We start from the raw sequence: 20,582 nt of genomic DNA on the forward strand, positions 1-20,582 counted from the left end.
TCAACATGTACTCGCCTGCGCATACCTTCACTTAGACATGCACTCCAGCGGATTATTGACTAACTAAAACGCGTTAAACCGGATAGTCAATAATACCCGGATTACCCTCAACATTTTTCAGCTTTGGTGTATTCAATTTATCAATACTGGCCACTTTACGATCTTTAAGATATTCCGCCACCACATCCCAAATATCCGCACCTTCTGAACGCGCGCCTACCGTTGCCCAGCCACTAACTTTATAAGATTTTTCAGCATCAATTTTTTCGCCATTATCCAACGTCATTTCACTGATACGACTGCCGATACTTTCAGCGGGATCACACACGTAGTCAAATCCGCCAACACGTACCATATCACCACCCGATTGCAGATAAGGTTCAGGATTAAATAAGTTATCAGCGACATCTTCCAAAATAAGCTTGAGCTCCGACCCCTTCATCTCACGCACATAGGTTTCTGGATAAGTAAGACAGGTCTGATCCAGTACATGCTCCATCGTTACCATCTGCCCTTTAAGGACTGTCGTTCCCCAACGGAATCCGGGAGACAGGGATATTTGAGCATCATTCACTTTACGCAACGCATCACAAATAACCTGATCGAAGGTACCGTTAAAATTACCACGGCGAAACATCAGTTCATCAGCAGGCGCTAATGCTTCAGTCAGCCAAGGTAAATACGGAGCACGAATATCTGTTATCAGCTTTGCCATTCCTGCATCAGGTGCCAACAGCTCTGAAAAGACCGGCATTAATCGATAACGAAAATCCTCAACCTTACCGTTACGGATATCCAGATCCATTACACCCACAAATTTGCCATTAGAGCCAACATTACAAACCAGCGTTGTCCCACCATTATTTTTGACAACCGTAGGGCTCGGTATACCATCATGGGTGTGACCACCCAGAATCACATCGACACCAGAAACCCGACCCGCCATAGCAAGATCAACATCCATACCGTTATGCGAGAGCACCACAACAGCATCAACATTTTCCGTGCCACGGATATTATCTACCTGCTCCTGTAACTTCCCATCATAAATATCAAACGTCCAATCGGGAATAAAGCGCGCAGGGTTTGCTATCTTAGTCCGAGGAAATGCCTGTCCGATAATGGCGATACGTGCGCCATTAATCTCACGAATACTATAAGGCTGGAATACATGCCCGGTATCTTCATCATAAATATATTCCTCTGCACCAGAGAACAATGCTTCTTCAGTGACGAATACATTTTGTGCTAAAAATTCACCATTAAATGCTTTTATATTTTTCAGGATCTCTTCCTGATGATAGGTAAACTCCCAATGGCCGGTCATATAATCGACACCCAACTCATTAGACGCTTCAACCATATCCATTCCGCGTGTTTTATACGCTGTACCTGATCCCTGCCACGTATCTCCACCATCTAATAATAGAGTTTTTTCACGACCATAAGATTCACGCAGGCGATCAACCAAGGTTTTGATATGCGCAAAGCCCCCTACCTTGCCGTATTTAACGGCAGCTTCTTCATACTGAAGACAAGAAAATGCATGCGCTTCCAGCGAATTGGAAGCGATGCCAAAGTGGTTAAGCAGTTTATCTCCGACTAAATGAGGCGCCTGGCCTTTCGCGGCCCCCATGCCAAGATTAACGTTCGGTTCTCTAAAGTAGATAGGCAATAATTGTGCATGACAATCTGTCATATGCAGCAATCGTACATTACCAAAATTAGCGACTTCATAAGGATCAGCAGAATGTTTTAATGCAGCAAAGCCTGTAGACGGCAGAACACCAGCGGCACCAGCAAGACCCAAAAGTTGCGCAAATTCACGGCGTGACATAGACATAAAAAATTCACCTTAAGACAAAAAAATACCCGCAGCAGCACTGCCACTACAGGTATTTAAAATGACAAATTATTGAGGTACGGAGAGCTGCCAGTTTTGCTCCGCATAAGCATGCTGCTGCAAACCTATACGGGCGTGATATTTAGCCTGAGCTGCCAGATTAAGTGCTTTGCGATAATCCCCCGTTGTAACAGCGGCATCGGCGTCTGCAATAATTCCTTTTGTCAGCTTCCATTCGAAACCGACCTTGGCGACTTCAGCATTTTTCGCTTTAGCTTTTACTATAAGGTCTTCAGCATTCTCTTTGGTTGCCTCAACACTTGCTTCAACTTCTTCAGGATGAGTCGTTAAGTATTGTTTCCCCGTCCAGCTAAAAGAATGATCTTTACCATACATCGCGCGGTTCATCTCAAAGGCTTCATCAAAAGTTTCTGCCACTGCCACGGTAGGTAGGAAAATACCATTAGCAAGAACAGTAGCCAGAACAGTAGCAAGAGTCGCTATCAGTTTTTTCATCTGTGTATCTCCTATTTACGTGAGCCTGGGCCGTTTACAACAAGACCATTGCTCATATATGTCTGGAAAAACTCCAGATTACGGAATGTTTCACTCTGCATATCCAAGGGATTTGAACGACTATCCTGATGACAACCTTTATAACGACGATGCAATGTGCCTAACTCTCCCCATTTTGAACGGAACACTGGGAAATGACTTGTATGCCCCAAAGCAGGGCTTGCAAGATCTGCACGGATACGTATGTTAGAACCTTGTACATGGCAATTCGCACACGATAAATTCAGTTGTCCTCGTTTAGAATAAAAGAATTTTTTACCGTCCAGGTAAGCAGCCAATGCTTTTTTGTCTCCGTCAGGAATGCTGATATCGAATACCTTACCGCGAGAGGTCCACGCCATATAAGCAGAGATTTGAGCAATAGGACCTTTACCCCATTTTAATGCTTTTTCACCGTTGCTTTCGCGGCACTCGTTAATCTCCTGTTCCAGCGTTTTTACCGTACCTTCTTCTTTATTCCAATACGGGAAATTCTGCCGAATGCCGATGCCACCATTTTCAAAACAATCTGCATACCCTTTACCATTGGCAAAAGCGATATTAAATAAACGCTCGCCCTCCTCCACATCAAACTCATAGGGAGGGAACGCTTCAATATCTTCCCACTGCGTTCTTGAATCCGCATCAACAGCATAAATACCATTGACGTAATCCTGCAACTCAGTGTTAGGAAATCGTTTTTTGTAGAAATTTTGTAAGGCAATACGGTCTGCTTCAGGACTAACCGTCTCCAGCGTCGTACCCGTTGACGCTGCAGACACTAGCTGCGTACTCATTATGAAACTCACACCCAGTGCTAAATTTTTTATTATTTTCATTCGTTAATACTCCACCCGTCATATCGACGGGTTAAGCAGACCCGATAGAGATGGGCCTAACTCTGGTTATTTGATTGCCGCCGTTTCAGTGCCGGATTTCCCAGAATTTTCAGTCCAGGTCAACACCAATTCATCGCCACTAGCACCACCTTCAAACTTAAAAGCGAAGTACGGGTTTTTAGAAATTGACGGTCCAAGGTTTGCTTCAAATACAACCTTGTCGGCGTGCTTAACGACTAAGTTTTGTAGAAATAAGGCAGGAATCAACTCACCGCTTTTCTTATCTTTACGTTGCCCTGATTCCATAATGTGCTTAGCCATCATCTTAACGCTGGTAGCACTTCCAGCAGTTTTTGCTTTAACTTTTAAAATACCATTAGCCATTTTGAAACTCTCCTATCCGAATTAACCGCCACAACCACCGATGGTGACTTTCACTTCTTTTGACGCGCTGTAAAGCTTGCCATTTGCTTTAACGACAGCCGTTACTTTCGTCGTTTTCCCCATACGTACACGGGTCGATACGTCAGCTTGTGTGCCAGCAGGAATAATAAATTCAGCCGATAATGGTGAAGGGTTACCTTCAACAAAAATGCTCATAGACTCAACACCCGATAGTGTAGAGACCACCGTTATCGGTACGACGGCGCCATTTTCAGCAATATCAGGCGCTTTCAGATTAACTTCAGTACTTTCTTCAAGTGCATCAGAACCCAGCAACGCTTTCATAGCAGCAGTTTGTTCTTTAGCCTCAAAGGCTTCTTTACTCCATGCAGCAAGTGCAATACGGGGCATCAACACACTTGCACCCATTAAAGCACCACCGACTGCAATAACTTTCACTATAGAACGACGATCTATACTCATATCTATATCCTCTTACTTGATCACCCTAAGGGCTGATCAAAATTGGTAGATGTACTCAACAACTGCATCGATATCTTCTTCAGAGAGGATCCAGTGCTTACCTAATGGCGGCATAATACTGATGGGGTTATTTTTTGTCGCATCCCATACCTGAGCACGTAATATACGTTTATCAGGAAAGCGTTGCGCCATGGCGAACATCGGTGGACCTTGATTTCCTGGAAGATTAGCATCCGGATCATTGATCTGATGGCAAGAGATGCAGTTACCTCTTGATTTACCCATATAGACCGCTTTACCTTCGGCGATACTTTCCTCCACTGTTAACGCACTGGCAGGTGATGTGGCTAGTAAAGCCACCAGACCTGTTACGCACATCGAGGTGGTCAGTTTGCGCATTATTGTGTCCTCTATACTGTCTTAGCTGACAGATTTTATTATTGTTATATTGAAAAAGGTACGTCTAAATCACACTGTAAACTTAGTACTATTTACTGGATTCAACCATGTAGTTTACCGCTTCTTCTACCTGCTGATCGCTCAAATCAACACGACCACCTTTGGGTGGCATAATACCGAATGTCCCTGCAAAGCCATTTATGGCGTGCCCAACTAAGACCGACATATCCTGCTTAACGCGTGGAGCCCACGCCTCATGATCACCTAACTTTGGTGAGCCGGCAATACCCGAACCATGACAAACTTTACAGGCATTTTCGAACGTCTCTTTACCTGCCAATGCTTTATCCGAGAAGCTAACTGAAACGGCATCCTGCTCAGACTGAACCTCTTCGCCAGACAACGCCGCTTGACGTGCTTGTGCTTTTTCCCGCTCCAGGTCTTGTTGGCCTTCATGGGACGCCGCAGGCGCATCAGCTCCTTCAATAAAGTGACCCACAGGGGTTATGCCCTTAAGTGTGCCTTCTATTGTCATAGTTTTAGGGTCATCACACGCTTGCATACAGCGAATATTTTTTACATCGGGCCTTGGATCTATAAAGAATCCATCTTTATTCGGCATCTCAATCTGAGCCAGGTTCTCATGCGTTAGTACAAAATCATCATCAACGAGTTCATTGAGATAAAGTACATAAGCAGTGAGCTGGTATGTTTGTTCATCCGTCAAAGAACGAGGCGCTGTGAAAGGCATCGCTCGGCGAATGTAATCGTATAAAGTGGAAGCATACGGCCAATAAGAACCCACTGTTTTCGTCGGACGAGCGTCTTTAAGTGTGCCTTTACCGCCAGCAAGCACTGGCCAACGGCCTTCACCTTCACCAAAAAGTCCATGGCATGCCGCACAAATTTGCTCATAAAGCACTTCGCCGTCTTCTACACTACCCTGTCCGATCGGAAGACCTTTACCATCAGGACGAATATCAATATCCCATCCCGCGATCTCTTCAGGCGTAGCCGTTTTACCAACATTATATTTTTCTGAAGCAGAAGCTGTGATAGCAACCACCAATGAAGCGCCCAGCAATGAAGCCATAAGCGTATGTTTAAGAGATCTGTACATTGGTGACCTCCCCGTTAGCCGCAACTTTCCACGTATGAATTGAGTTTTTATGGTAAATAGAATTACCACCGCGTACCTCGCGTAACTGCTTCAATGTAGGCTGAACATAACCGGTTTCATCAATAGCCCTTGCTTGCAACAACCACGGTTGCCCGTCCCATTTCGTAACTAAACTAAAACGTGTCAGAGCCTTCTCTAACACTAAACCTTTTAGATTTGCCGGCGTCCAACTAACACCACCGTCAAATGAAACATCCACTTGTTTTATTTTTCCACGCCCAGACCATGCCACGCCTTCTATCTCAATCAATCCACTTTGTTTAATAGGATTTTCTGGGCAAGGGTTAGTAATGACTGAATTAGTTTCCTGTACAAAAGTAAATTTACGGGCGCGACCATCTGGCATTAAGTCCGTATATTTTGAAGTTTCTTCGCGGTGATACCAAGGCTTATCACCAATTTCCAAACGGCGCAACCATTTGACGGAGGTATTACCTTCCCAACCCGGATTGATAAGACGTAGCGGATAGCCTTGCTCTGGCCTGAGCTTTTCACCATTTTGTGCATACACAACCAAGGTGTCATCTAATGCTTTTTCAAGGGGAATTGAACGGCTCATATGTGCACCATCAGCCCCTTCTGCCAGAATCCACTTACCTTCCGGCTGCACGCCCACCTCTTCTAGCAACGTTCGCAAGGGCACCCCTGTCCACTCACAGCAACTCAACATGCCATGTGTAAACTGCAATGCTTCCATCTGCGCACCTTTCCACTCCATACCGCCATTAGCAGGGCATTCGATAAATTTTATTTCAGAGACGGAAGGAAAACGCATCAAATCAGCCATCGTAAAAATAATCGGCCGATCAACCAGCCCATGAATCATTAGACGATGTTCTTCAGGATTTATCTGGGGGACGCCAGCGTGATAGCGTTCAAAAACAAGGCCGTTAGGTGTAATAATGCCTTTTAAATCTTGTAAAGGAGACATTGAAATTGAAGAGATTGATTCAGCTGTTAACCAAGGTACCGTGCGGCGAACAACATGGCTTTCGTATTGCGAGGGCTGCCCGTAGGGAAATTCTACTACACCATGACCTAACATCTTTCCCCATTTAGGCTCCATCGGCGGCAGATTATTATCTTTAGCGATTGCCTGACCCCCAGCCATGGCTGTAGCAAGGCCTCCAACCGTCATCATTCCTTTTCGTAGAAAATCTCGTCGTTCACTAATCGAAAGCCCTTCAGATTCTCTTGCGAGCTGCACCATCAACTCACGAGTACCGGGCCTCTTAATAATCCTAGACATTATGCCTCCGAATGTTCCTGCTTATTATTATAGATAACGCTTATATGTAGCTCTAATACCGTGACGCCGCACATATTCTTGCAACTTCGTGCCCTAGTATTGGTGTACTACTTTGTAGAAATTCTTTCAGGTAATTTCCTGTCAGAGTTATAACGTTCTACATACAAGGTCTTATCATTATTAGGCATAAGCATATAACAAATATGCCAACACTATAACATTAGCATATCCTAAATAAAAAAACGTCCTGAAAACAACCTACATCTTATATTTCTAATACTGATTTTATATAAGATGAATAAGATTTTTAGCATTTCTTTATAACGTCGATCTAATCTCACCTTCTATACCACTACCCTCCGACGGCCTTCTTAAACATCATGTAGAAAATGCTGTGAAAAATAAAAGGCTTCGCATATGCGTGTTTGTACTTCCAGTTTTTATAAACGTAAGCTATTTTCAGCATGAAACGATTGTGACAAAAAGGCACCATAATAGGCGCGAAGATAGCGAAATAACTGATAGGCGGTGTGAAAAGAAAGACCCAATATTAACGTCGGGCATACCCAAACGTGCTGATTCAGCAGCATAGGCAGGTCACGTCCCATGCTGCACGTAACGACAAACGTCCAAAAGATCCAGCCATTGATGGTCGCTTCCGTTATTCAGCAGCCTCGCCTACGACTGACAATCCTAAACTCGTCCAGGCTTGCATACCTCCACGGTAATATTTAATTTTCTCAGCAGGGTAACCCGCTTCTAATAGTGCTTTAATCATCGCGGGTGTTTGGCCACACCAGTAACCATTACAGAACATGGCGAGTGTCTTGGCATCACTGAAGTTATAAGTACCATCAGACTGCTTTAGCACACCAAAATCATCTAGTGCCCATTCCCTATCTTCAGGGTTATCCATCATTGTGTAGGGATAACTAACAGCACCCGGAATCGTCAATCGTTGATGCCAGCCTATCGTCCTAGTGTCCACGATCATAATATTTTTATCGTTTTTCGCATCAATCATATATTGAACGAATTCCCGCTCAGCAATCGTTTCAACATCATAGGGCTCAAAAGGATGCATTGCCTGAGGCATGCCACGAAACGTAGTCACATACAAAGCAGTAATACGGTTTTCCGGATTCTGATTGCGCTTAATTTCTACCATGCTTCCATCGTGCATCACTTCAAACGAGTAAAGACCAGGAGCAATCATAGCTTTCGGTTTGTCTTCTGCCATTGCGAAAGGAGCGGTGATTAGGACGCCAGCTAACACAACTGATGGAATTAATTTAACTAACATAGTCAACTCTCTTCTTCTTATAAGTTTATATTAATTTAGCATTAATGAATTTATACACCACTCTCCTCTGTTCTTCTATACCGGATGCATACAACTTAGGGTTAATCTAAATGACTATATAGTGCCGATATAGTGACCATAAAAATGGCTATAAGAGTTTGATTAGCTGCGCATCCTCTGTAGACTTTGCCACTCTGAAAATTAATCGCTTAAGTTATGTAAAGTATAAAAGTATGTACAGTGTAAAAGAGATGTTCTACACCCTCCAAGGCGAAGGTGCACATGCAGGTCGCCCAGCAGTTTTCTGCCGTTTTACGGGGTGTAACTTATGGTCCGGACGGGAAAAAGATCGTGCGACGGCAATCTGTAATTTTTGTGATACTGATTTTGTCGGTACAGATGGCCAGAATGGCGATAAATTCGTTACTGCAGAGTCCCTCGCTATGACAATCCAAAGTTTCTGGCCAACGCCCGAGGGGAAACCTTATGTAGTGTTTACGGGTGGAGAGCCCGCATTACAACTTGACCAGGCATTAGTCACAGCGATGCATCTTGTCGGGTTTGAAATAGCCATTGAAACCAACGGCACTAAACCTTTACCCGCTGGTATCGACTGGATCTGTGTTAGCCCGAAAGCCTCGGCAGAAGTCATCATACAAACAGGCCACGAGCTAAAATTGGTTTACCCGCAACTCGATGCAATGCCGGAAAAATTCACCACTCTAAATTTTGATCACTTTTATCTGCAGCCGATGGATAACCAGGATCAAAACAATAATACGCAACAGGTCATTGAATACTGTATGCGCCATCCTCAGTGGAAAATGAGCCTGCAAACACACAAAATAATTGGAATTGATTAAATTTGTAGTCCTGTAGCACGCCGCCATGACCAATGGCGGTAGATTATAAATAAGGCAGCAGGAATCTGCATCAGTACACCATACAGCAGTACTACGCCTGACATCTGTGTATTATGTAACACTGAACCCGTAATAACTAACGCCAGCCCCGCATTTTGAATACCCGTTTCTATCGCTATTGTCATACTTTGTTGAGTTGATAACCTAAAACCTTGGGCAACCCACCAGCCTGCCAGCATCGCTGCAACCGACAGCAACAAAACCACCGGCCCTACTTGGCTCAGCATATTGAAAAGACGTTCCTTGTTACCAACAACGATGCCTATAACAACCATCAGCATGAAAAGTAGCGAGCCCCATTTGATAAAAGGCTGTAACTTTTCTGCAAAACAAGCGGCTTTATGGCGAATCCACATACCAAGAAGCACCGGCAACAAAGCAATCACCAACAGTTTCAATATCGTTTGCACGACAGGAAACGTAATCGCCGTGTCAATTAAAAGCCAATGGTCAACCGCCAGATAGGAAAATAAGGGGAGCGTAATCGGTGTAAGGATACTGGCTACAACTGTCAGGCTAACCGACAAAGCAGTATCCGCTTTACATAAATAACTGATCATATTGGAGGTTGCACCTCCAGGGGAAAAGGTCAAAATCATGATACCGACCGCATAAACTGGCGGCACGTTCAATAAAGAAACAACACAATATCCTAATAGAGGCAGACCAACAATTTGCATCATACTGCCGACAAAAACGGCGCGGGGCTGGATCCGCAAATCTAAAAAATCTGCAACCGATAATGAGAGCCCGATTCCCAGCATAATCAGAAATAAAACCAGTGGTAAAACTATCTGCGTAAGATCGGTATTTTCCATCTGATGTCAATCCATTTAAATCCAAAAAAAGCAGTCTAATTATTTGCACAAGGTAAAACAATCGGTGAAATATCCCCTCAATCCTACGCCTTATATGGGCTAGCGCAAGGTACACACATAACCTGTGGATAACCCTGTGGGTTCTGTAATAAAAACGTCTTACAGAGCCCATTCCGCACGCATTCCTTGATATTGTATGTTTTTTGACCAGTTGTTTTAATTGTTTAATTTCAATTACTTAAATAAGTAAACTAAGAAAAAATCTATTTTATTAATAATAACTGTAAAAAAACTACAAAGAAAAATATTTTTTCATGTCAAGCTCAATATCGATAAAAACATAACTTTTTTAACAACTTTTATCTGGCCCGTATCCTTGCATAAGGTTAACATCTGCGAGATCTACTATTGCCGGCTTATAACATGTCTACTCCTGTCAACAGAAACAAAGAAGCACAAAAAGTTACCATCATTGGCGCTATCCTCGATACCCTGCTTGGGTTCGCCAAAATAATCATCGGTGTAGCCTCAAATTCCAATGCGCTGATTGCCGATGGTATACACTCGTTTTCAGATCTTCTCACCGATTTTATGGTCGTCATTATTTTCCATTTTTCCCACGATGAACCCGACGAGGAGCATCCATGGGGACATGCCCGCTTTGAAACCATTGGCACGGTATTTCTGGGCTGCGTTCTTATCGCAGTCGCCGGTGCGATGGCGTTTGAAAGTATTCGTGAATTTTGGACGTCGACTACTGTGCCCACACCTGGCTGGGCAGCCTTGCTCGTTGCCTTTCTATCTATTGTCAGTAAAGAATGGATCTATCGTTATACGCTCGCCGCTGGCAAAAGACTCAAATCCGACCTCCTCATTGCTAATGCGTGGCACAGCAGAACAGATGCACTTTCGTCTGTTGTCGTGTTGTTTGGTATTGCCGGGGCGATGGCAGGCTTCGCCTGGATGGATATTCTGGCAGCCATTGTTGTTGCCGTCTTCGTAGGAAAAATCGGTTGGGATCTAACCTGGAATAGCATTAAAGAACTGGTTGATACCGCGTTACCTGAAGAAAGGGTCACTGAACTGAAAGAAGTGGTTGAGGAAGTCGATGGCATCATTAATGTTCATCATTTCAAAAGCCGTAATATGGGCAGTAAAAGTTTGCTCGAAATGCACATCCAGGTGGCCCCTTATTGCAGCGCGTCTGAAGGACACTGGATCGGTGATACTGCGGTGATCAAACTTTTACAACGCTTTGATGATATTGGCCATGTTATTTTTCACATTGATACTTACGACGATGAAGAAGAAAGTTATTGTCGGATATTACCCGTAAGAAAAGAAATTGAAGCGATGCTTAAAGAACATCTCGCCGCCCACGATCAGGTATTAGAAAATTTTCACGTCACACTGCATTATCTTCACGACCTGATTGAGATAGAACTTAAATTGGTACCCATAACAAAAGAGTCTCAGAAAGAGATGCCATTATCAGTTTTAAGTACCCAACTGAATAACGCGATGCAGCCCCAGCCCTGGTTTTCAAAACTCACTATCTGGACTCATTAGAGAATAGGCTGCCTCAAGCGCAGCCTGCCTCTCTGTGAAGTGGTATTCATTAGGTATTAACCTGGCAACTTTCATACGATTCAACATGAGCTCAACCGCCCGTTGAGCGCCGACAATCATGACGCGCTGTGCGGCCAGATGTGAGTCCAGAACAACTTCCTCAAGCGCCATGACCGTCGACACATCAATATGGGGCACATTACTGAAGTCCAGCAATAATATTTCATGGCGGGTACAGGCTATCAGCTTATTAGAAATGCCTTTTGCGGCGGCGTAGCTCAGTGGGCCATTCAGCTGATAAAGCAAAATTTTTCCAGCGGCGGCCGTCAACATATCACTTTCATGTTTATTCAATAGCTGATGATCTTTTTTGTCATCCTGAATAATCCGAACCGAATCAAGCTGTGTCTCCGTCAGGCGCTTAACGGTATAGATATTAGCTAAAAAAACACCCACAGCGACAGCCGTTATCAGATCAACGAAGACTGTCAACCCCCACACCGCAACCATTAAAAACATCACAAACAGCGGTGCATTATGAACCCGTTTCAAAAAGCGCCAGTCAATAATATCAATACCAACTTTAATCAGTATTCCGGCCAGTACCGCTAATGGGATATGTGCTGCGAATGAGCCAGCCCCCAACACAATCGCCAATAAAATCACGGCGTGAAATATACCTGACAAAGGCGTGCGTCCTCCCGCACGAATGTTCACCACTGTTCTCATGGTTGCACCAGCCCCAGGTAGCCCACCAAAAAGACCCGCTAGCATATTACCGATACCCTGCCCTATCAGCTCACGTTCAGACTTGTGCTGTGTACGCGTCATGTTATCGGCCACCAAGGATGTTAATAGCGAATCGATTGAACCCAGCGTTGCTAGCATTAAGGCGGATATAACCATCTCTTTAGCAAGACCCAAACTGAACTCAGGCCAATGCAGCGAAGGCAAACCTGTCGGTATTTCACCAATAACATCAACACCGCTGAAAGCCAAAGAGAGCAGCGTCCCAATAACCATCGCTAAAAGCGGTGGCGGCGTAAACTTTGCCAGAGCCTTTGGACAAAAGAACACAATCACTAACGTGACTACGCCCAGCAATAAGGCATTAACATTTACTGATTGCACTATAGTGGGTAACTGCTGCAGCACTTCAAGCACATTGGCAACAGACGCTGCACCTAACAACGGCGCTAGCTGCAGCAGAATAATAATGGTCCCAATGCCGGTCATAAAACCCGAGATAACGGGAAAAGGCATCAATGTAATAAATTGCCCTAAACGGAAAACGCCAAATAAAACCTGAAATGCACCGCCCAGCATCACCACGGTAAAAGCCATCGCCGGACCGCTCACAGGATCCAGCGCTACAAAATGTGTGAAGATACCCGCCATGACGACAGTCATAGGTCCGGTTGGCCCGGATACCTGTGATGGAGTACCACCGAATAGTGACGCAAACAACCCTACAAAAATAGCACCGTACATTCCGGCAACTGGACCGGCACCCGACGCCACGCCAAATGCTAATGCTAACGGCAGTGCCACAATAGCGGCCGTTAATCCACCGAAAAGATCCCCTTTGAAATTATTAAAAAAGCCTCCATAGGACGTCAACATAAACTGTATCTCATGCACAAATGATTATAAAAATCTGAATGGATCAGCATCACCCGTCAAGTAGCATTTAGTATCAATTCAATATGTTACTGAGTACCACTAAAAATATCGCGGAAGCATCTCTGCCTTTTGAAAATTAACTATAATGCATTCCAACCTAAAGTTTGCAAGAACTAGGCCGATGCTATATGAAGATTTTATTCGAAGACCGCAGCATTTAAACGATAGTTTAAAATGTAATCAAAGCCAGCTATAGTTAGTAGCTTTTTGAATTATTTATACAAAATCATGTTAGTTATTTAGGCCTTATCAAGTCCAGATAAGCGAAGGGGATGTATGAAGTTCGCTGAAAATACGACACAATCTGCTGAATATTTACGCCAGGCCATCCCGCTAATGGTTAAGTATAATATTCCACCCAACCCTTTAAACTACGCGCTTTGGTATACTTATGTGTCCAATCGCATACCAAGTCTCAATTTTCAGATTGATCAAACACTGGATACCTATGGCACTTGTCCCACTCTACTCGGGGAGCAGATGTTTCGGGAACATGTTATCAATGACGAAATCGCAAACTCTGATCAAACACAAAATCAACTAATTGCTCTGACACAAAATTTACATCGCCAGGCGGCTCATGCTGCTAAAAACACATCCGATTATGGTGCGATGCTGGACGACAGCCTTACAGCGCTAAATCAGAATGATAGTAACCACAATATTGAAAAAATCATCAATCGCTTAGCAGAAAATACACTTTCAATTAGTGAATCCACAGGACTTTTCCAAAAACAAATAACCGATGCCCAAACGGAAATACTCGCCTTAAAAGCAGAGTTGCAAAAAACGCGTCAGGACGCGCGTATCGACCCACTGACAGGTTTATACAATCGTCGTGTTTTTAATACTGAATTAGAGCAAGTAGCCGGGGCATCTAAACACACTAATACTGCGCTTATCATGCTTGATATTGACCATTTCAAAAAGTTTAATGATGATTATGGGCATTTGATGGGTGATAAAGTATTGCAATATTTCGGTAAATTGCTAAAAGCAGAATGCAAGGAACCTGCTCTTCCGGTTCGTTTCGGCGGTGAGGAATTTGCTATTCTGATGATCGGACACAACGAAGAAGATGCCGCTATTTTTGCAGAAAATTTGCGCCAGAAAATCCAGGCCATCAGAATAAAACAGAAAAAATCCGGCAAAATAATTAGCTCCATTACGGCGTCGTTCGGTATAAGCAAACGCACTGAAAATGAATCAGCAGAACAGTTAATCGAAAGAGCAGATAAAGCACTTTATCTGGCAAAAAACAGTGGCAGGAATCAAGTCAAAATTGCTCCGTAATATCGATATGAACCCTGTTTTCATCAAATCTATTTAAAAACCTACAAGAAAGCGCGGAATGATCCTCGCTTTTTTATTTGTAGGGCAACCCCTGAAAAAAGGGCCCGAAATAATCAGATTTCAGCGATTCGATATAACACTGAGTCATGATATCCAGTAATCACCGGTATCACTCCCGCCAGCGCCTTATCGAGCTTGGGATCACCACTATCAACGATCAACGGGCGCCCTTGTAGTTCGGCTAACTTGGTTTTTGTTGCTATAACGATGAGATTATCTTTTCCGACCTGCCAGATCAACTCAGGGCTAAGCTGCTGATTACCGCGGCCTAGAATATGCCCTTGTCCGCCAATGATCGTAATGACCACTTTTGTTCTGCCATCGACGGTTTTATCCAGCAATTCCTGTGCAGTACAGTCACTGGCAATCAGTGTCTGATCTTCTATCAGATCAACACCTAATAACGTATTCGGTAAGCCCAACTCTTCCATTACCGCCTGAACGGTCGTACCCGACCCCATAATATAACGCGTACCGGCTTCCATGCGCTCAATCAGATCTGCCGCTATATCAGTCAACACAAGCTCTTCTACTTCTTTACCACCACTTTTTACATTTTGTAGATAACGATGCTCCTGTGGAACCAGTAACTCGCCATAGTACTTCGCTTTAACGCGGCCCTCACGAAATTCGGCTTCATCGATATCGCGTACTTCCTGGTCGCCAAGCGTCACCAATTCGCCCCGAATAAGCATCGCTACAATTTCACCCGCCGCTTTAGGCGTGACCGCATACACTCCCGAATGAATTTTCACACCCGCAGGAATGCCCAACACAGGAAACTGTTCCGGTAATGCATAACAGATATTTCTTGCCGTACCATCACCTCCCGCAAACAACATAAGATCAACACCTGCCTTATAAAGTGCCAGTGCTGCCTTCTCAGTATCTTCAGCGGTAGTATGGCCTGTTTTAATCGTACCTATCACTAGCGGTTCAAAACCCGCATGGCGTGCCGCTGTTTCTCCCATTTCTGCAGGGAAGGTAACGATTTCTACATCCAACCCTTTTAGCACCGACAATGCGGCGTGCGTGCGCAATTGCGCTTTAGGTTCTGCGCCTAATGCCAGCGCTTTGCGGGCCGTTTCAATACCGTCACTGCCTTTTAAAGCAACACTACCACCCAGCCCTGCCAATGGATTAATCAGCAAACCTAACTTAAAAATCCGTTTTTTGTCACTCATCACTGTTCGCTCTATCACCCTTTTATTCATCATCCAGGTAACCTAACTCTGTTAAATATTGCTGATAAAAAAACGCGGTAATTAACAGCCGCGTATCTTCTTCAAGTGCATCAAATTCCATTCCATGCAGCATGACGTCAGGCTCAATATTCTCAATATTACGCAATATAGCGGGTAACAAAATAACCTGATCCAGCCCACCTACCTGAAACCGTAACGTTAAAAAATACTGATCGCCTATCTGGCCCAGTGCGCTTGGCGCATCAACCGATACCCCGTTCAAGCTAATATTCAGACAATGAACGATTCTTGGCATGCCTAGATTCGCACTTTTTATCTCATCCTGATGATCAACAGAAACGGCCAGATTGACAGGAATGCGCTGATGCTTTCTTATCGATTGATATTCTACCGTTTCAGGATAAGCCAAATGCCAATGGGGATAGGGAGACGGATGCGCTTTAAGTAACCTGCTGACGAATGCACAACGTCGATTCCCTGCCATTAACGTCGCAGTCAATCGGGCACCCTCAAGGTTCAGAGTATTCACATTACCTTTGGGAGCCGACACGATAACACCGCCGTTTTCCTGAAAACCTAACAGCTTCAGCTTGAAACGCTTTCTGGGTACCTGAAACTGAATAGATATGAATTCACCTACCGTGGGCATTAACTCTTTCAGCGTCTTTACATTCTGGCGAGCGCTTATCGTCGGGATCATTAAAACCTCGTTATGTATGCGCTGAAGCTTACGCTAAATTCACCGTAAATCCGAGGTTTTTCAAACAATTAGCTAGACTTCTATCGGTAACTCCCAGTACTTCAAGCGACGAAAATTCACGCCGGATTGGGTAGTTTTTCCTTAATAAATCAAACTGTTGTGGCTGATTATCACCGAATAATGTTTTTCGTAAAGCACGATCATCCCTATAAGGATCGTATACCAGATTCATCAAATCATGAATGGCTACGTCATTAGTTACATGCACTTGATGAACAGAGGCTTGGGGTAAATAAGATGACAACGGTTCAGGCTGAGCAACACCAAATACCTCGCTAAAGCGACAGCGCAACATATGCGTCCCACGCAATTTACCATCATAACTGTAGCCTGCAATATGTGGGGTCGCGATCTGGGTTCTAGCCACCAGCAATGGATTCAATCTCGGCTCATCTTCCCACACATCCAGCACCACTGTGAGGTCATCACGCTGTTCAAGAAAAGTCAGTAGTGCGTCGTTGTCAATGACAGGACCTCGTCCTGCATTAATCAACAACACACCTGATTTTAATGTCGATAACTGCTTTTCTGCCAAAAGATGATACGTTGGCCGCTCACCGTCTTTTACCAACGGCGTATGCAGACAAAGAATGTCGGCTTGCTGCAATACTGTTTCCAGATTTACGAATCCTTCATCACCTTGACGCTCACGAGGAGGGTCATTAATTAATACATTAATACCAAGCTTACGTAATCGCTCGTATAAACGACCACCTACATTCCCGACTCCGACTATGCCGACAGTCAAACCAGCCAGTTCCATCCCTTTTTCAAATAAGGTGTTATGAATAACCGTTAAAACATACTCAACCACAGCATCGGCATTACAGCCCGGCGCGTTAAAAAAAGGGATACCTCTATCGGCCAGATAATGTTGATCAATATGATCCGTACCTATGGTGGCGGTACCCACCATTTTAAGCTGCGTGGCTTTCTCCAACAGCCCCTCGTTAACCTGCGTAATGGAACGAACTAAAAGTACATCAGCGTCTTTAATATGCTCGGCGGTCATGCTTCTGCCAGCAACACGCTGCAGCAAAACATCGTGACCAAACATGGACTCTAATGCCGGTATATTTTCGTCTGCCACTATTTTAAGTCTGTTATTTAACAACTTACGCTCCTGTGCTTTACAAATGCTGCATATTAAGGCTCAATTCGCGCCATTATAAATCCCCGATGCCATTCATTAAATGGTACAGCACTTAAATGGTACCGCACTGTTGATCGTACACTGGCGCAAAAAACAAGAGTATATAGTGATACGACTCTATCAGGACCTGGTAGGCGACTGGATTGTTTCACAAAGCCGTGGACAGCTTCAGACAAGCGCCAGACAAACATGCCTGCAGACTATTTTTACTTCTTATTCAGAGGCCCGGGGACTTGTGCTATCGCTGAATAAACAACTCCGGCAACTAGGCTATAAAACCGCCGGAATTACTGAAGAACAACTAGGCTTTTCTTTCGAGTAACTATTGGTTTCGAATAAGATTGGTTTACATGACACCTTTTATATAGATTATTGATCTGCAACCTAGATTCCTGCTTCACTCTCTTTTATAGTCTTTCAATATGATACAAAAATCCTGAATTTTCTAAGAGAGATGTAATATGAGCAGTTTTGATTTTGGCCCGATGCCTGATAAAGAAGGCTTTTTTGGACAATATGGCGGCCAGATAATCCCTCCTGAACTCAAAGCTATTATGGACGAGATCAACACGGCATATGAAGAAATACGTCAGACGCCTGATTTCCAGGAAGAGTTACAGATGCTGCTGACCGATTTTGTTGGCCGTCCCAGCCCTATCTATTTTGCTCGCCGGCTTTCAGACAAAATTGGCGGCGCCCGCATTTTTCTAAAAAGAGAAGACCTCAACCATACCGGCGCACATAAAATAAATCACTGCTTAGGTGAAGCGTTACTGGCTAAATTTATGGGTAAAACCAAAGTCATCGCTGAAACGGGCGCAGGCCAGCATGGCGTTGCACTGGCGACGGCTTGCGCATTGGTCGGTATTCCCTGTGAAATCCATATGGGACAAGTTGATATTGAGAAAGAACATCCTAATGTCACTAAGATGAAAATTCTGGGTTGTACGCTGATACCTGTTACACGCGGAACAGCCACCTTAAAAGATGCCGTTGACAGTGCTTTCGAAGCGTATCTCAAAGATCCGGTTAACTACATCTATGCTATCGGTTCTGTTGTCGGCCCCCATCCTTTCCCAAAAATAGTACGTGACTTCCAGAGCGTTATTGGCCGTGAAGCACGTCAGCAGTTTATGGAAAAAGAAGGCAAACTACCCGATTACATTACCGCCTGTGTCGGCGGCGGCTCAAATGCCATGGGGCTGTTTACCGAGTTCCTGAATGATGAAAGCGTCACTATCGTGGGTGTGGAACCTTCCGGAAAAGGCCTGGATACACCGTATCATTCTGCAACGATGACCAAAGGAACGCAGGGCGAAATTCACGGTTTTAAATGCTATGTTTTACAAGATAGCAATGGCGAGCCACTACCGGTTCATTCAATTGCATCTGGATTAGATTATCCGGGAGTCGGCCCACAGCACTGCCACCTCAAAGATCTTGATAGAGTTCAATATGATGTAGCGAGCGATCAAGAGTGTCTCGATGCTTTTATGATGCTATCGCGTGTTGAAGGAATCATTCCTGCGCTGGAAAGCGCCCATGCCGTCGCCTGGGCTATTCGTAAAGCGGCCACACTCGGGCCTGATCAAACCATTCTGGTTAACTTATCAGGCCGAGGCTACAAAGATGCCGATTACGTCAGTGAGAAGCTAGGGCTGTAAGGCGATACAAAAAGGAGAGTTCATTTTGATCTCTCCTGGGCTAAAAATAGTGTGGCGTTATCTGATACTATTTAGCTCTATTCATTCGTTAGGATTGTGACAGCATGACGGCTACCCCAGTAAATATAATCGCGGCTTATGCGCAAGTAGATCAAGACGATAGTGTTAAATTGCATCGGCAAATAGCTCACTACCAATCGACTATAGAGTCGATCAAGCATCTGGAGATTAATCCAATACAGCTAACGATCGAGCCATTATCCGTCGATTGGCATAGTGAACAGAAAGAAAATCACTTTCGAAGTGGCTGTGCGCCCATCATTGCACTGAAGCGTGCTCAGGAACTCATAGCACAGGGGCATGATGCCATTGTTATTAGTGGTGACGAGCCGCTGAAAAGCGGCTATCAACGAGAGGAGCGGCATCACCTGATGGCGGTCTACGCTGATGATTACTCTATTGCTCAGCTCTATAACGATTTAGCGGATGAGTTTATAAAATATAATAAAATCAGTGACGAAGAATTTCTCGAATTGGCGGATGCATTATTTACCAACCACAGCCGCAGCCACGAGATCGCCATTCAACAACAACGTGCGCATTTCGCTTCTCCCGGCCCAAAATGGTTTAACCACGTAACAAAATTATTTCGTGGCGTAGATTGCGCCAACCCCTTAATTGATTTTTCAGGTCGCTTATTATTATGCAGTGATTCATTAGCTGAACGACTCAATCTGGATAAAGAGAAGTTGGTCAAGGTAGCAGGCGTTGGTTTAGGTTTACTCAATATTGACGAAGTACAGCAACTACCTCGTATCGCACGCTATGAACACTTAACCGAAGCGTATAAAAGTGCATGCAAAGAAGCCGATGTAGCACTAAATTCGCTAATCACTGCCGATAAAGTGCTCATGGAAATATACACCTGTTATCCAGTGGTACCTTTAGCCTTTTTGATTAGCAGCGGCTTGGTAGCATCCATGGATGAAGTCCCTGCATTTTTAAGTAAGCATTTAATGACAATTACAGGCGGTATGAACCTGGCACGTGCACCCTGGAACAACCCTGCGCTTAATGGCCTGATTGAGATGTATCAACAACTGACAACCAACAGCACACATCAATATGGCTTAGTACACGGCAATGGCGGGATAGGTTATCGCCAGGGAATAGCCATTCTGGAAGCCAAGCACGCTTCATTATGAACTACTCATAGCTA

Annotated in this window: 20 protein-coding genes; 6 read left to right on the forward strand and 14 right to left on the reverse strand. The window is 44.3% G+C overall.

What is annotated here, in order from left to right; genetic code table 11:
• Positions 1-73: 73 nt before the first annotated feature.
• From soxB to Nant_RS20030, 9 genes are all read right to left on the reverse strand, one after another.
• Positions 74-1,843 carry a thiosulfohydrolase SoxB gene (gene soxB / locus Nant_RS19990; protein ID WP_054343438.1) on the reverse strand — a complete coding sequence of 590 codons (1,770 nt, stop codon included), beginning with the start codon at positions 1,841-1,843 and terminating at the stop codon, positions 74-76.
• Positions 1,844-1,912: 69 nt separating this feature from the next.
• A complete protein-coding gene (locus tag Nant_RS19995; protein ID WP_054343439.1) occupies positions 1,913-2,359 on the reverse strand; it encodes a SoxAX-binding protein in 447 nt (148 codons plus the stop codon).
• A gap of 11 nt (positions 2,360-2,370) precedes the next feature.
• Positions 2,371-3,237, reverse strand: a complete 867-nt coding sequence (gene soxA / locus Nant_RS20000; protein WP_054343440.1) for a sulfur oxidation c-type cytochrome SoxA — start codon at positions 3,235-3,237, stop codon at positions 2,371-2,373.
• Positions 3,238-3,303: 66 nt separating this feature from the next.
• A complete protein-coding gene (gene soxZ, locus Nant_RS20005; RefSeq protein ID WP_054343441.1) occupies positions 3,304-3,621 on the reverse strand; it encodes a thiosulfate oxidation carrier complex protein SoxZ in 318 nt (105 codons plus the stop codon).
• A 21-nt stretch (positions 3,622-3,642) separates the two neighbouring features.
• Positions 3,643-4,104, reverse strand: a complete 462-nt coding sequence (soxY, locus tag Nant_RS20010; RefSeq protein ID WP_054343442.1) for a thiosulfate oxidation carrier protein SoxY — start codon at positions 4,102-4,104, stop codon at positions 3,643-3,645.
• A gap of 36 nt (positions 4,105-4,140) precedes the next feature.
• On the reverse strand, positions 4,141-4,503 hold the full coding sequence (gene soxX / locus Nant_RS20015; protein ID WP_054343443.1) for a sulfur oxidation c-type cytochrome SoxX: 363 nt from the start codon (positions 4,501-4,503) through the stop codon (positions 4,141-4,143).
• Between the two features lie 88 nt (positions 4,504-4,591).
• On the reverse strand, positions 4,592-5,623 hold the full coding sequence (locus Nant_RS20020; RefSeq protein WP_054343444.1) for a c-type cytochrome: 1,032 nt from the start codon (positions 5,621-5,623) through the stop codon (positions 4,592-4,594).
• Positions 5,607-6,932, reverse strand: a complete 1,326-nt coding sequence (gene soxC, locus Nant_RS20025) for a sulfite dehydrogenase (protein ID WP_054343445.1) — start codon at positions 6,930-6,932, stop codon at positions 5,607-5,609. Before soxC ends, Nant_RS20020 begins: the two co-directional genes overlap by 17 nt.
• 661 nt (positions 6,933-7,593) lie before the next feature.
• Complete coding sequence (locus tag Nant_RS20030) at positions 7,594-8,235, reverse strand: rhodanese-like domain-containing protein (protein ID WP_054343446.1); 642 nt, start codon at positions 8,233-8,235, stop codon at positions 7,594-7,596.
• Between the two features lie 233 nt (positions 8,236-8,468).
• Between Nant_RS20030 and queE the strand changes: the two genes are divergently transcribed.
• Positions 8,469-9,098, forward strand: a complete 630-nt coding sequence (gene queE / locus Nant_RS20035; RefSeq protein ID WP_054343447.1) for a 7-carboxy-7-deazaguanine synthase — start codon at positions 8,469-8,471, stop codon at positions 9,096-9,098.
• Here queE and Nant_RS20040 read toward each other — a convergent pair.
• A complete protein-coding gene (locus Nant_RS20040; protein WP_054343448.1) occupies positions 9,095-9,976 on the reverse strand; it encodes a bile acid:sodium symporter family protein in 882 nt (293 codons plus the stop codon). The two genes, queE and Nant_RS20040, sit on opposite strands and share 4 nt — an antisense overlap.
• 423 nt (positions 9,977-10,399) lie before the next feature.
• Between Nant_RS20040 and Nant_RS20045 the strand changes: the two genes are divergently transcribed.
• Entirely contained in the window at positions 10,400-11,545 is a 1,146-nt protein-coding gene (locus tag Nant_RS20045; RefSeq protein WP_054343449.1) for a cation diffusion facilitator family transporter, read from the forward strand.
• Here the strand turns inward: Nant_RS20045 and Nant_RS20050 are convergent.
• Positions 11,519-13,168 (reverse strand): SulP family inorganic anion transporter, encoded by a 1,650-nt coding sequence (locus tag Nant_RS20050; RefSeq protein WP_054343450.1) that lies wholly within the window; start codon positions 13,166-13,168, stop codon positions 11,519-11,521. The genes Nant_RS20045 and Nant_RS20050 overlap by 27 nt on opposite strands.
• A gap of 336 nt (positions 13,169-13,504) precedes the next feature.
• Here Nant_RS20050 and Nant_RS20055 point away from each other — a divergent pair, with 336 nt between their 5' ends.
• On the forward strand, positions 13,505-14,521 hold the full coding sequence (locus Nant_RS20055; RefSeq protein ID WP_054343451.1) for a GGDEF domain-containing protein: 1,017 nt from the start codon (positions 13,505-13,507) through the stop codon (positions 14,519-14,521).
• A gap of 113 nt (positions 14,522-14,634) precedes the next feature.
• Here Nant_RS20055 and Nant_RS20060 read toward each other — a convergent pair whose 3' ends face one another.
• Genes Nant_RS20060 through Nant_RS20070 form a run of 3 tightly spaced genes read right to left on the reverse strand, consistent with a single transcriptional unit; the run spans position 14,635 to position 17,660 of the window.
• The gene (locus Nant_RS20060; RefSeq protein ID WP_054343481.1) at positions 14,635-15,765 is read right to left on the reverse strand and encodes an ATP-NAD kinase family protein; all 1,131 of its coding nucleotides are present in this window, start codon (positions 15,763-15,765) and stop codon (positions 14,635-14,637) included.
• 22 nt (positions 15,766-15,787) lie between these two features.
• Positions 15,788-16,486, reverse strand: coding sequence for a flagellar brake protein (locus Nant_RS20065; RefSeq protein ID WP_054343452.1), 699 nt, complete (start codon positions 16,484-16,486; stop codon positions 15,788-15,790).
• A gap of 28 nt (positions 16,487-16,514) precedes the next feature.
• On the reverse strand, positions 16,515-17,660 hold the full coding sequence (locus Nant_RS20070; RefSeq protein ID WP_054343453.1) for a 4-phosphoerythronate dehydrogenase: 1,146 nt from the start codon (positions 17,658-17,660) through the stop codon (positions 16,515-16,517).
• 145 nt (positions 17,661-17,805) lie between these two features.
• Here Nant_RS20070 and Nant_RS20075 point away from each other — a divergent pair, with 145 nt between their 5' ends.
• From Nant_RS20075 to Nant_RS20085, 3 genes are all read left to right on the forward strand, one after another.
• A complete protein-coding gene (locus tag Nant_RS20075) occupies positions 17,806-18,021 on the forward strand; it encodes a hypothetical protein (RefSeq protein WP_238377208.1) in 216 nt (71 codons plus the stop codon).
• A gap of 139 nt (positions 18,022-18,160) precedes the next feature.
• The gene (trpB, locus tag Nant_RS20080; RefSeq protein WP_054343454.1) at positions 18,161-19,363 is read left to right on the forward strand and encodes a tryptophan synthase subunit beta; all 1,203 of its coding nucleotides are present in this window, start codon (positions 18,161-18,163) and stop codon (positions 19,361-19,363) included.
• A 104-nt stretch (positions 19,364-19,467) separates the two neighbouring features.
• Positions 19,468-20,568, forward strand: coding sequence for a hypothetical protein (locus tag Nant_RS20085; protein ID WP_054343455.1), 1,101 nt, complete (start codon positions 19,468-19,470; stop codon positions 20,566-20,568).
• The last annotated feature ends 14 nt before the right edge of the window (positions 20,569-20,582 follow it).

Origin of the sequence: Neptunomonas antarctica (assembly GCF_001305295.1) — a bacterium.
In the GTDB taxonomy this organism is placed as follows: Bacteria; Pseudomonadota; Gammaproteobacteria; order Pseudomonadales; family Balneatricaceae; genus Neptunomonas; species Neptunomonas antarctica.

Coding starts and splice junctions, on each gene's coding strand:
- soxB (WP_054343438.1), bottom strand. CDS start 1,843: ATGTCTATGTCACGCCGTGAATTTGCGCAACTTTTGGGTCTTGCTGGT.
- Nant_RS19995 (WP_054343439.1), bottom strand. CDS start 2,359: ATGAAAAAACTGATAGCGACTCTTGCTACTGTTCTGGCTACTGTTCTT.
- soxA (WP_054343440.1), bottom strand. CDS start 3,237: ATGAAAATAATAAAAAATTTAGCACTGGGTGTGAGTTTCATAATGAGT.
- soxZ (WP_054343441.1), bottom strand. CDS start 3,621: ATGGCTAATGGTATTTTAAAAGTTAAAGCAAAAACTGCTGGAAGTGCT.
- soxY (WP_054343442.1), bottom strand. CDS start 4,104: ATGAGTATAGATCGTCGTTCTATAGTGAAAGTTATTGCAGTCGGTGGT.
- soxX (WP_054343443.1), bottom strand. CDS start 4,503: ATGCGCAAACTGACCACCTCGATGTGCGTAACAGGTCTGGTGGCTTTA.
- Nant_RS20020 (WP_054343444.1), bottom strand. CDS start 5,623: ATGTACAGATCTCTTAAACATACGCTTATGGCTTCATTGCTGGGCGCT.
- soxC (WP_054343445.1), bottom strand. CDS start 6,932: ATGTCTAGGATTATTAAGAGGCCCGGTACTCGTGAGTTGATGGTGCAG.
- Nant_RS20030 (WP_054343446.1), bottom strand. CDS start 8,235: ATGTTAGTTAAATTAATTCCATCAGTTGTGTTAGCTGGCGTCCTAATC.
- queE (WP_054343447.1), top strand. CDS start 8,469: ATGTACAGTGTAAAAGAGATGTTCTACACCCTCCAAGGCGAAGGTGCA.
- Nant_RS20040 (WP_054343448.1), bottom strand. CDS start 9,976: ATGGAAAATACCGATCTTACGCAGATAGTTTTACCACTGGTTTTATTT.
- Nant_RS20045 (WP_054343449.1), top strand. CDS start 10,400: ATGTCTACTCCTGTCAACAGAAACAAAGAAGCACAAAAAGTTACCATC.
- Nant_RS20050 (WP_054343450.1), bottom strand. CDS start 13,168: ATGTTGACGTCCTATGGAGGCTTTTTTAATAATTTCAAAGGGGATCTT.
- Nant_RS20055 (WP_054343451.1), top strand. CDS start 13,505: ATGAAGTTCGCTGAAAATACGACACAATCTGCTGAATATTTACGCCAG.
- Nant_RS20060 (WP_054343481.1), bottom strand. CDS start 15,765: ATGAGTGACAAAAAACGGATTTTTAAGTTAGGTTTGCTGATTAATCCA.
- Nant_RS20065 (WP_054343452.1), bottom strand. CDS start 16,486: ATGATCCCGACGATAAGCGCTCGCCAGAATGTAAAGACGCTGAAAGAG.
- trpB (WP_054343454.1), top strand. CDS start 18,161: ATGAGCAGTTTTGATTTTGGCCCGATGCCTGATAAAGAAGGCTTTTTT.
- Nant_RS20085 (WP_054343455.1), top strand. CDS start 19,468: ATGACGGCTACCCCAGTAAATATAATCGCGGCTTATGCGCAAGTAGAT.